The 11,449-nt window shown below is 70.8% G+C and carries 11 protein-coding genes; 6 read left to right on the top strand and 5 right to left on the bottom strand.

From position 1 onward, the window contains the following. Positions 1 to 844 (bottom strand): heme o synthase (locus ABZE72_RS12685; RefSeq protein WP_372729399.1); only part of this gene is annotated, 844 nt, incomplete at its 3' end. Between the two features lie 224 nt (positions 845 to 1,068). Between ABZE72_RS12685 and tkt the strand changes: the two genes are divergently transcribed. From tkt to pgl, 6 genes are read left to right on the top strand one after another with little or no spacing between them, the layout of a single operon-like run. Further along, a complete protein-coding gene (gene tkt / locus ABZE72_RS12680) occupies positions 1,069 to 3,099 on the top strand; it encodes a transketolase (protein WP_372729400.1) in 2,031 nt (676 codons plus the stop codon). Between the two features lie 55 nt (positions 3,100 to 3,154). Then, positions 3,155 to 4,270, top strand: a complete 1,116-nt coding sequence (gene tal, locus ABZE72_RS12675; protein ID WP_372729398.1) for a transaldolase — start codon at positions 3,155 to 3,157, stop codon at positions 4,268 to 4,270. Next, on the top strand, positions 4,267 to 5,925 hold the full coding sequence (locus tag ABZE72_RS12670; protein ID WP_372729397.1) for a glucose-6-phosphate isomerase: 1,659 nt from the start codon (positions 4,267 to 4,269) through the stop codon (positions 5,923 to 5,925). Before tal ends, ABZE72_RS12670 begins: the two co-directional genes overlap by 4 nt. Then, entirely contained in the window at positions 5,922 to 7,460 is a 1,539-nt protein-coding gene (gene zwf, locus ABZE72_RS12665) for a glucose-6-phosphate dehydrogenase (protein ID WP_372729396.1), read from the top strand. The genes ABZE72_RS12670 and zwf overlap by 4 nt, the downstream gene beginning before the upstream one ends. Further along, entirely contained in the window at positions 7,457 to 8,368 is a 912-nt protein-coding gene (locus ABZE72_RS12660) for a glucose-6-phosphate dehydrogenase assembly protein OpcA (protein ID WP_372729395.1), read from the top strand. Before zwf ends, ABZE72_RS12660 begins: the two co-directional genes overlap by 4 nt. Next, positions 8,365 to 9,099, top strand: a complete 735-nt coding sequence (pgl, locus tag ABZE72_RS12655; RefSeq protein ID WP_372729394.1) for a 6-phosphogluconolactonase — start codon at positions 8,365 to 8,367, stop codon at positions 9,097 to 9,099. Before ABZE72_RS12660 ends, pgl begins: the two co-directional genes overlap by 4 nt. A 52-nt stretch (positions 9,100 to 9,151) precedes the next feature. Here pgl and ABZE72_RS12650 read toward each other — a convergent pair whose 3' ends face one another. The 4 genes from ABZE72_RS12650 to tpiA all read right to left on the bottom strand — a co-directional run. Beyond that, the gene (locus ABZE72_RS12650; RefSeq protein ID WP_372729393.1) at positions 9,152 to 10,120 is read right to left on the bottom strand and encodes a type IV toxin-antitoxin system AbiEi family antitoxin; all 969 of its coding nucleotides are present in this window, start codon (positions 10,118 to 10,120) and stop codon (positions 9,152 to 9,154) included. 105 nt (positions 10,121 to 10,225) lie between these two features. Beyond that, the gene (locus tag ABZE72_RS12645) at positions 10,226 to 10,588 is read right to left on the bottom strand and encodes an RNA polymerase-binding protein RbpA (RefSeq protein ID WP_372729392.1); all 363 of its coding nucleotides are present in this window, start codon (positions 10,586 to 10,588) and stop codon (positions 10,226 to 10,228) included. 15 nt (positions 10,589 to 10,603) lie between these two features. Continuing rightward, on the bottom strand, positions 10,604 to 10,840 hold the full coding sequence (secG, locus tag ABZE72_RS12640) for a preprotein translocase subunit SecG (protein WP_372729391.1): 237 nt from the start codon (positions 10,838 to 10,840) through the stop codon (positions 10,604 to 10,606). Positions 10,841 to 10,870: 30 nt separating this feature from the next. Next, the coding region (gene tpiA, locus ABZE72_RS12635) for a triose-phosphate isomerase (protein WP_372729390.1) at positions 10,871 to 11,449 on the bottom strand (579 nt) is incomplete at its 5' end.

Raw genomic sequence — 11,449 nt, 5'->3', positions numbered from 1 at the left:
CGTCGGAGGTCTTGGTGCGGCCCCACATCCGGTGTGCCTCGACCAGGAAGATCACGCCCAAGACCCCGGCCACGATCGGGTAGAAGATCCCGGTGCCGGCCACCGGCCACAGCAGCAGCGAGGTGGCCACCATCACGTAGCTGTAGATCACGATCTGCCGGCCGACCTCGTGGGCCGGCGCCACCACCGGCAGCATCGGCACGTCGACGTTGGCGTAGTCCTCGCGGTAGCGCAGCGCCAGGGCCCAGGTGTGCGGCGGCGTCCAGAAGAAGACCACCGCGAACAGGATCACGGGCACCCAGGACAACGAGTTCGTGACGGCCGTCCAGCCGATCAGGGCGGGGAAGCAGCCGGCGAGACCGCCCCAGACGATGTTCTGGGTGGTCCGCCGCTTCAGCACCATCGTGTAGATCAGCACGTAGAAGGCCTCGGCCAGCAGGGCCAGCCCGGCGGACAGCAGGTTCACCCAGACGACCAGCACCACCAGGGAGAGCACCCCCAGGACCAGCCCGAAGACCAGCGCGGCCCGGGCGGTCACGATGTGCCGCGGCAGCGCCCGACGCCGGGTACGGCGCATCTGCTCGTCGATGTCCCGGTCGTAGACGCAGTTCAGCACCGAGGCCGAGCCCGCGGAGAGCGTGCCGCCGACCACGGTCGCCGCCACCAGGCCCAGCGGCGGGATACCGCGGGCTGCGAAGAACATCACCGGGACGGTCGTCAGCAGCAGCAGTTCGATCACGCGCGGCTTGGTCAGCCCGACGTACGCCGCCACGACGTCTCGTACGGTCGCCGGGGCCTGCTCCGTCGAGGCGGAGGCAGGGGCCGACTGGCCGACATGGGTCACGGAGGATCCTTGCGAAGGGTGGGGTCCCGAAGGGCGGGTTGCTGGTTTCCAGTCTATCGCCTCGGGTGAGTAGGCTCGGCGGTGCCTGAGAAGTCCCCGTCCGACCGGCCGGGGCCCCCGACTCCCAGGCGCACCGACTGGAGAGGAAACCTGTGAGCAACGCCGCTGGACTTGAGTGGACCGAGGTCGACCAGAAGGCCGTCGACACCGCGCGCGTGCTGGCGATGGATGCCGTGCAGAAGGTCGGCAACGGCCACCCCGGCACCGCCATGAGCCTCGCCCCCGCCGCGTACCTGCTCTTCCAGAAGGTGATGCGCCACAACCCCGCCGACCCGCAGTGGCCTGGCCGGGACCGCTTCGTGCTCTCCTGCGGGCACAGCTCCATCACGCTCTACACGCAGCTCTACCTCGGCGGCTGGGGCCTCGAGCTGGAGGACCTGCAGGCCCTGCGCACCTGGGGCAGCAAGACCCCCGGGCACCCCGAGTTCGGCCACACCGCCGGCGTCGAGACCACGACCGGCCCGCTCGGCCAGGGCGTCGCGAACGCCGTGGGCATGGCGATGGCCGCCCGTCGCGAGCGCGGCATGCTCGACCCGAACGCCGAAGAGGGCCAGTCCCCCTTCGACCACCACGTCTACGCGATCTGCAGCGACGGTGACCTGCAGGAGGGCGTCAGCGCCGAGGCCTCCTCGATCGCCGGCACCCAGGCGCTGGGCAACCTGACCGTCATCTACGACGCCAACCAGATCTCGATCGAGGGCGACACCGACATCGCCTTCACCGAGGACGTCGCCGCTCGCTACGAGTCCTACGGCTGGCACGTGCAGACCGTCGACTGGACCCAGAACGGCTCCACGTACGCCGAGGACGTCCCCGCCCTGTACGACGCGATCAAGCGCGCCGAGGCCGTCACCGACCGTCCCAGCTTCATCGTGCTGCGCACGATCATCGCCTGGCCCGCCCCGAACGCCCAGGGCACCGGCGCCTCGCACGGCTCGGCGCTCGGCGCCGAGGAGGTTGCGGCCACCAAGAAGATCCTCGGCTTCGACCCGGAGAAGACCTTCGAGGTCTCCGACGAGGTGATCTCCCACACCCGTCTCGCCGTCGAGCGTGGCCAGCAGGCCCAGGCCGAGTGGGACAAGGCCTTCCAGCACTGGACCACCAAGCCGTCGGCGGACGTCGCGCTCTACGAGCGCCTGCAGACCCGCGCCCTGCCGCAGGGCTGGGACGCCGACCTGCCCACCTTCGAGGCCAGCGAGAAGGGCGTCGCCACCCGCAGCGCCTCCGGCGCGGTCATCAACGCGATCGCCGACGCCCTGCCCGAGCTGTGGGGCGGCTCCTCCGACCTCGCCGGGTCGAACAACACCACGATCAAGTCGGCTCCGTCGTTCGTTCCCGCCGCCCGCAGCACCAGCGAGTGGAAGGGCGACCCGTACGCCGGTCGCGTCCTGCACTTCGGCATCCGCGAGCACGCCATGGGCGCGATCATGAACGGCATCGCCCTGCACGGTGGCACCCGTGTCTTCGGCGGCACGTTCCTGACGTTCTCCGACTACATGCGCGGCGCCGTCCGTCTGGCTGCCCTCATGCAGCTGCCGGTGACCTACGTGTGGACCCACGACTCGATCGGGCTCGGCGAGGACGGGCCCACCCACCAGCCGATCGAGCACCTCGCCGCCCTGCGGGCCATCCCCGGCCTCGACATCGTCCGCCCGGCCGACGCCAACGAGGTGTCGGCCGCCTGGCAGGCCGTGCTCGAGCGCACCGACCGGCCTTCCGGGCTGATCCTGACCCGTCAGAACGTGCCGGTCTTCCCGCGTGGGGAGGACGGCTTCGCCGACACCTCCGGGGTCCGGCGCGGCGGCTACGTGCTGCTCGACGTCGACGGTGGTCTCCCGGACGTCGTCCTGGTCGCCACCGGCTCCGAGGTCCAGCTCGCCGTCGAGGCACGCGCGGTCCTGGCCGAGGAGGGAGTGCGCGCCCGCGTCGTCTCCATGCCGTGCCGCGAGTGGTTCGACGAGCAGGACACGGCGTACCGCGAGAGCGTCATCCCGCCCACCGTCAAGGCGCGGGTCTCCGTCGAGGCGGGCATCGCCCAGGGCTGGCGCGAGATCGTCGGCGACCACGGCCGGATGGTCTCGATCGAGCACTACGGCGGCTCCGCGAACTTCGAGCGCCTCTTCGAGGAGTACGGCATCACCACCGAGGCGGTCGTCAACGCCGCCCGGGACAGCCTCCGGGTCTCGGGCGACTAGTCGTCGGCCTCGCGGGTACATCTCCGACCAGCAACCGCAGCAACGGGAGGAACCAATGAGTGACCGTCTGAAGACCCTGGCCGAGGCCGGGGTGTCGATCTGGCTCGACGACCTGTCCCGGGAGCGGATCGAGGCCGGCAACCTCGCCCAGCTCGTCAAGGAGAGGTCCGTGGTCGGGGTGACCACCAACCCGACGATCTTCGCCGGGGCGATCGCCGACGGCGCCCGCTACGACGACCAGGTCCGCAAGCTCGTCGAGCAGGGCGAGTCGGTCGACCGGGTGATCTTCGAACTGACCACCCAGGACGTCCGCGAGGCCTGCGACATCCTCGCTCCCGTGTACGACGGCAGCCCGTCCGACGGACGTGTCTCCATCGAGGTCGAGCCGGACCTCGCCAACGACACCGAGGCAACCATCGCCTCGGCGCAGGCCCTCTGGGCCGCGGTCGACCGTCCGAACGCGCTGATCAAGATCCCCGCCACCCAGGAGGGACTGCCGGCCATCACCGCCGCGATCGCGCAGGGCATCAGCGTGAACGTGACGCTGATCTTCTCCACCGATCGCTACCGCGCGGTGATGGACGCCTACCTCAGTGGTCTCGAGCAGGCCCGCGACGCAGGCCTGGACCTGGCCCGGATCCACTCGGTGGCCTCGTTCTTCGTCTCCCGGGTGGACTCGGAGGTCGACAAGCGGCTCGACGCGATCGGCACCGACGACGCCGCCGCCCTCAAGGGCAGGGCAGCGATCGCCAACGCCCGGCTCGCCTACGGCGCCTTCCAGGAGGTGCACGACTCGAAGCGCTGGCAGGTGCTCGCCGAGGCCGGCGCGAACGCCCAGCGTCCGCTGTGGGCCTCCACCGGCGTGAAGGACCCGGCGTACCCGGACACGCTGTACGTGAGCGAGCTCGTGGTCGCCGACACCGTGAACACGATGCCCGAGAAGACCATGGAGGCGTTCGCCGACCACGGCGAGGTCCACGGCGACCGCGTCAGCGGCCGGGTGGACGAGGCCCGTGAGGTCTTCGACCGGCTCGCCGACGTCGGGGTCGACTTCGCCGACGTCCTGCTCGTGCTCGAGCAGGAGGGCGTGGACAAGTTCAAGAAGTCCTGGACCGAACTGGTCGAGACCGTCTCGGGCCAGATGGACAAGGCGGGGCAGGACCAGGGATGACCGACACAGCTTGGAACACCGTCAGCGGGACCACCACCGGAGCGGCGTTCAAGCTGTTCCTGGGCTGTCCCGAGCAGAGCGACCTCGCTGCGGCGGTCGACACGCTGGTCGCCGACCGGGTCGCCAGCCGGATCGCGTCGCAGGACCCCACCCTGTGGGGGCCGGCAGCCGAGGAGGAGGCCGGCAAGCGCCTCGCCTGGGTCGACCTGCCCGAGCGGTCACGGTCGCTCGTCGACGAGATCGCCCTGCTCCAGGTGGAGCACCGCGAACGCGGGCTCTCCCGGGTCGCCCTGTGCGGGATGGGCGGCTCCTCGCTGGCGCCCGAGGTGATCTGCTCCTCCGCGGGGGTGGAGCTGGACGTCGTGGACTCCACCGACCCCGACTACGTCCGGCGGGCGGTGGAGAAGCACCTCGCCGAGACGGTCGTCGTGGTCTCCAGCAAGTCCGGCGGGACCGTGGAGACCGACAGCCAGCGTCGCGCGTTCGAGAAGGCCTTCACCGACGCCGGCATCGACCCCGCCGAGCGGATCATCGTGGTCACCGATCCCGGCTCCCCGCTCGAGGAGCAGGCGCGGGCAGCGGGCTACCGGGTCTTCCTGGCCGATCCCGCGGTCGGCGGTCGCTACAGCGCACTCACCGCGTTCGGCCTGGTGCCGAGCGGCCTGGCGGGCGCGGACATCGCTGGGCTGCTGGACGCTGCCGAGGCGCTGCGCCCGGCACTCGAGTCCGACGACGCCGACAACCCGGGGCTGCAGCTCGGGGCACTGCTGGGCGTCGCGAACGCCGCCGACGTCGACAAGCTCGTGATCGCGGACGCCGCGTCGGCGTACCCGGGCTTCGGCGACTGGGTCGAGCAGCTCGTCGCGGAGTCGACCGGCAAGGAGGGCAAGGGGATCCTGCCCGTCGTCGTCGAGTCCACCGGAGCCACCAACTTCAAGCGCACCACCCGCGACGCCCTGCTCGCGTCCGTGGGGAGCGAGTTCGTGCTCGAGGGTGTCACCTCGAAGTCCGGGTTCGGCGTCCACGTCGACGCCCCGCTCGGGGCCCAGATGCTGCTGTGGGAGTACGCCACCGCGATCGCCGGCCGGATGATCGGGATCAACCCCTTCGACCAGCCCGACGTGGAGAGCGCCAAGGCTGCCGCCCGGGAGATGCTCGAGGGTGGAGCAGCCAGCCCCACGCCGGTCTTCGTCGACGGTCCGGTGACGGTCTACGCCTCCGGCGACTGGCTGCCGGAGGGAACCAGCAGCGTGCCCGAGGCCGTCGAGGTGCTCCTGGAGCAGCTCGACGACCGCCAGGGGTACCTCGCGGTGCAGGCCTACCTCGACCGGGACCGGGACGCGGAGTTCGCCGAGGTGCGCGAGGACCTCGCCTGGCGGATCCGCCGACCCGTCACTTTCGGTTGGGGCCCCCGCTTCCTGCACTCCACCGGGCAGTACCACAAGGGCGGGCCGGCGACCGGGGTCTTCCTGCAGGTGACGACCCAGCCGGTGGCCGACCTCGCCGTACCCGACCGTCCGTTCACGTTCCACGAGTTCCTGACCGCCCAGGCCGTCGGCGACGCCGCGGTGCTAGCCGACCACGGACGGCCCGTACTGCGCCTGCACGTCAACGGCCCCGCCGACCTGGCCTCGATCAGGCAGGCGTTCGCGTGACCCACCACAACCCGCTGCGCGACCCGCGGGACCGGCGACTCCCCCGGATCGCCGGCCCGTGCGGCCTGGTCCTCTTCGGGGTGACCGGTGACCTGTCGCGCAAGAAGGTGATGCCGGCGATCTACGACCTGGCGAACCGTGGGTTGTTGCCGCCCGGCTTCAGCCTGGTCGGCTTCGCGCGCCGGGACTGGGCCGACCAGGACTTCGCGCAGATCGTCCACGACTCCGTCAAGGAGCACGCCCGCACGGAGTTCCGCGAGGAGGTCTGGGGCCAGTTGGCCGAGGGCTTCCGGTTCGTCTCCGGCGAGTTCGACGACGACGAGGCCTTCCGCAAGCTCCGGCGCACCATCGAGGAGCTCGACGAGGTGCGCGGCACCGCCGGGAACCAGGCGTTCTACCTGGCGATCCCGCCCGGGCTGTTCGGCACGGTCGTCGGCCAGTTGAAGGAGCACGGGCTCGCCGAGCCCGACGAGGAGTCCTGGCGCCGGGTGGTCGTGGAGAAGCCGTTCGGTCACGACCTGGAGTCCGCGCGCGAGCTCAACGCCGTACTGGCCGATGTCTTCCCGTCGGGGTCGATCTTCCGGATCGACCACTACCTGGGCAAGGAGACGGTGCAGAACATCCTCGCGATGCGGTTCGCGAACACGATGTTCGAGCCGCTGTGGAACTCCCACTACGTTGACCACGTCCAGATCACCATGGCCGAGGACATGGGCATCGGTGGCCGAGCCGGCTACTACGACGGCATCGGCGCTGCCCGCGACGTCATCCAGAACCATCTGCTGCAGCTGATGGCGCTCGTCGCGATGGAGGAGCCGACGTCGTTCGACCCGGCCAGCCTCCGGCTGGAGAAGCAGAAGGTGCTGCAGAGCGTCACGCTGCCCAACCGGCTCGACCTGACCACCGCGCGCGGGCAGTACGCCGCCGGCTGGGCCGGCGGGGAGAAGGTGGCCGGCTTCCTCGAGGAGGAAGGCATCGACCCGCACTCGACCACCGAGACGTACGCCGCCGTCACGCTGCACGTGGACAGCCGGCGCTGGGCCGGGGTGCCGTTCTACCTGCGGACCGGCAAGCGACTCGGCCGGCGGGTGACCGAGGTGGCCGTGGTTTTCAAGCGGGCGCCGCACCTGCCCTTCATGGCGTCCTCGACCGAGGAGCTGACCCACAACGCCCTGGTGATCCGGGTCCAGCCCGACGAGGGGATGACGATCCGGTTCGGGTCCAAGGTCCCCGGGACGGCGATGGAGATCCGCGACGTGAACATGGACTTCGCCTACGGGGGGTCGTTCACCGAGGCGAGCCCCGAGGCGTACGAGCGCCTCATCCTCGACGTCCTGCTGGGCGACCCGCCGCTCTTCCCGCGGCACGAGGAGGTCGAGCTCTCCTGGAAGATCCTCGACCCGATCCTCGAGCACTGGGCCCGGCAGGACGAGAAGCGCAAGGGCGGGCCAGACCCCTACGCCTCGGGCACCTGGGGCCCCGAGTCCGCCGACGCGATGCTGGCCCGTGACGGCCGAGCCTGGAGACGCCCATGATCGAGCTCATCGACACCAACTCCTCCGAGATCGCCGCGCAGTTCGTCAAGGCGCGGACCAAGGCCGGGTCGCCGGCGATGGGCATGGTGATGACCTTGATCATCGTGGTTGACGAGGACGAGGCCGACGAGGCGATGACCGCGGCCCGGCTCGCCTCGCACGAGCACCCGGCCCGGGTGCTCGGGGTGATCCTCGGCGACGGCCGCGGACACGGCGTGGTCAACGCCCAGGTCGGCATCGGCTCCGGGTGGACCGGCGAGACGGCCCTGATCCGCCTCAAGGGCGAGGTGGTCAAGCATGCCGACTCGGTGGTCCTGCCCCTGCTCCTCCCGGACTCCCCCGTGGCCATCTGGTGGCCGGCCGACCCGCCACTGGACCCCGCCGCCGACCCGCTCGGGGCCCTGGCGCAGCGGCGGATCACCGACGCAGCCGCGGCGACCACGGCCCGGACCAAGGCCATCCAGCGACAGTGCGCGACGTACGCCCCGGGGAACACGGACCTGGCCTGGACCCGGATCACGCCGTGGCGAGCCCTGCTCGCCGCAGCGCTGGACCAGCACCCGGTGAAGGTCACCGGGGCGTCGGTGACCTCCGAGAAGGTCAGCCCGAGCGCGGATCTGCTCGCCGCCTGGCTCACCGACCGGCTGAAGATCGACGTGGCGCGCGAGGTCGCCGCCGGTCCGGGCATCACGGAGGTCAGCCTCGAGACCGCCGCCGGGCCCATCTGCATCTCGCGCCCGGACGGCAAGCTCGCCACGCTCTCCTCGCCCGGACAACCGGACCGGCCGATCGCGCTGACCCGGCGGGGGCTGTCCGCCCTCCTCGGCGAGGAGCTGCGTCGGCTCGACGAGGACGAGGTGTACGCCGCCACCACCAAGCGGCTGGCCGCGATGCAGGCCGCCTCGTGAGCAGCCCGCTGGTCGAGGTGCATCCCGACCCGCAGGCGCTGGCGTCCGTGGTCGCCGGGGAGCTGATCGAGCGCCTGCGCGACGTGCAGTCGCGCGGTGAGGTACCGGCCGTCGTACTGACCGGCGGGACCATCGCGGACGCCGTGCATCGCGAGATCGCCGGTCGCGCCGATGCCGACGAGGTGGACTGGACGCGGGTCGACCTGTGGTGGGGTGATGAACGCTTCGTCGGGCCCGAGGACCACGAACGCAACGCCCTGCAGGCGCGCCGTGCGTTCCTCGACGCGGTGGATGTCGACCCCGAGCGGGTCCACGAGATCCCGTCGACGGCCGACGTCGAGGACCTGGGTGAGGCGGTGGCGTCGTACGAGGAGGCACTGTCCTCCCGGGGCGGGCGACCGTTCGACGTGGTGATGCTGGGGATGGGGCCCGACGGCCACGTCGCCTCTCTCTTCCCCGGGCATCCGGCCCTCGCGGTCGACGACCGGGCCGCGGTCGCGGTGCCCAACTCCCCCAAGCCACCGGCCGCCCGCGTCAGCATGACGCTGCCGACCCTGCGGGCTGCGCGGTCGGTGTGGTTCCTGGTCAGCGGAGAAGCCAAGGCCGAGGCCGTGGAGCGGGCCCTGGCCGGTGGGGCCGAGGCGGCGACCGTCGACGAGATCCCCGCCGTGGGGGTGGAGGGCGAGGAGACCGTCTGGTTCCTCGACCGGGCGGCCGCGGCCCTGCTCTGACCTGCCAGTTCTGGTTGGCCTCAGGCCGCTGACCTGCCAGTTGTGGTTGGCCTCAGGGTGTCCATGGTGCGTGTCCCAGACGAGCGCGCGCTCGTCGCAGACCGTCCCTCAGGCGTGGCGCCGGGTCCGAGAAGGGCCGGAAGAGGTCGTCGTTCACGAAGACCTCGACCGTCCAACCCGCGTGTTCGTCGAGCCATCGACGCCGGTGGAGATCGTGCTCACGCTGCTCGGTCGAGGAGTGGAACTCCGCACCGTCGTACTCGGCCGCGAAACGTACGTCGGGCAGCGCCAGATCCAGCCGGTAGCGCTCGATCCCGCGCTCGTCCTGCACCCAGGACTGAGGCTCAGGCGGCGGCAGCCCGGCGTCGTACCAGTGCAGCCGCAGGACCGACTCGGCCACCGACTCGGCTCGGCCGTCTGCCAGCGGCACCAGGGCACGCGCCTGGACGACACCTCGGTAGCCGCGGAACCGGTCCAGCTCCGTGAGCAGCTCCTCGATGCGTACGCCGGAGCGGACGAACTGGTCCAGCGCAGCGAGCGCGTCGAAGCGCCACACCAACCGACTCAGGTCGAGCGCGGTACGCACCGGCGACGTGGCTCGAACCGTCCCGACCCGGACGACGTCGCGTGGCAGGAGAGCGCGTTCCCCGCTGGCCACACCGGTACGACGGGCGCGGCGCCCGGGCGGTCGAAAGACCTGGAGGGGTGGAGTCGTCTCTCGCGAGCTCCGTGGGAGCAGGTCGACGCCGTGCAGCCAGGCCGCCGTGCGATCCGTGGCCACGGCATCGGCAGGAAGGACACGTGCGAGGGCTGCGGCACGGAAGAACACGTCGTCCGGTGCCTGAGCCGCGGCATAGACGCCCCGGACCACGCGCCGGACGGAGTGAGCCGCGAGGAGGCTGCGCAACTGTTGCCGTGAGACGCCGAGTGCTTGGGCGTCGTTCAGGGTGAACGGGGCGTCGAGCGGGAGTAGGCCGTCACTGGTGAGGAGTGTGCGTGCGGGCCGGGGTGGGCGATCCATGCCCGGCAGCCTGCCGAGGACGCGGGATGACTGCGTGACTCATCCACAGGCAACCCGAAGTGGCAGGTCAGCGGCTGTGGAGCAACCACAAGTGGCAGGTCAGCGTCAGAAGATGATGTCGCCGGACTTGCGGCGCGAGCGGAGCAGCTGGAGCGCCTCGTTCAGGATGTCCTGGGCCTCCTTGTCGGAGCGCCGCTCCTTCACGTAGGCCAGGTGGGTCTTGTACGGCTCGATCTTGGTCGCCGGCGGCGCGTTGTCCGAGTCGCGACCAGCGGGCAGTCCGCACTTGGGGCAGTCCCACGAGTCCGGGACGTTCGCCTCGACGGAGAACGTGACCACCGAGCTGTGCGCGTGCGAACAGAAGTACGTCACCGCCTGACGCGGAGCGGCCTCACCCCGCTCGGCCTCGCCCATCGGGCCAGCACCGACACGGCTACCGCGAATTGCGCTTCCTCCACCACCAGCCACGTCAGGAGTCCCTTCTCAGTTCTGGTAAGCGAGCACGAGGCCGAGAGCGATGACACAGGCGAACCAGATGCCGCCGATGCCGACAGTCAGCCGGTCGAGGTTCCGCTCGGCGACCGACGAGCCGCCCAAGGAGCTGGACACGCCGCCACCGAACATGTCGGACATGCCGCCGCCCCGGCCCTTGTGGAGCAGGACCAGCAGGATCATCAGACAGCTGGAGATCAGGAGCACGATGGTGAGGAGGAGAGTCACGGTCGTAGAGCCTACGTCACTCGGGTCCGGTCACAGGACAGGCATGTCATAGAAACGGCAGATACCGCCGAACTCGTCGACCTGGAGGCTCGCTCCGCCGACCAGGCAGCCGTCGACGTCGTCCTTGGCCATGATCCCGCCGACGTTCGCGGCCTTGACCGAGCCGCCGTACAGGATGCGTACGGCGTCTGCCGCAGCGTCACCGTGCAGCTCACGGATCCGGGCCCTGATCGCACCGCAGACCTCCTGGGCGTCCTCGGGCGTGGCCACCTCGCCGGTGCCGATCGCCCAGACCGGCTCGTAGGCCACCACGAGGCCACCGACCTGCTCGGCGCTGAACCCGGCCAGGGACCCCTCCACCTGCGCCAGCGTGTAGGGCACCTGCTCGCCGGCCTGACGGACGTCGAGGCCCTCCCCCACGCAGACGATCGGCGTCATCGCGGCGGCGAGCGCCTTGTGCGCCTTGGCGTTGACGACCTCGTCGGTCTCGGCGTGGTACTCGCGCCGCTCCGAGTGACCGACCACGACGTAGCTGCAGCCGAGCTTGGCCAGCATGCCGGCCGAGATCTCACCGGTGTAGGCGCCGCTGTCGTGCATCGACACGTCCTG

The organism is Nocardioides sp. (genome assembly GCF_041600255.1).
Lineage (GTDB): Bacteria > Actinomycetota > Actinomycetes > Propionibacteriales > Nocardioidaceae > Nocardioides.
Note: the sequence above shows the minus strand (reverse complement) of the source record. Positions and strands in the feature narration are given on the sequence as shown.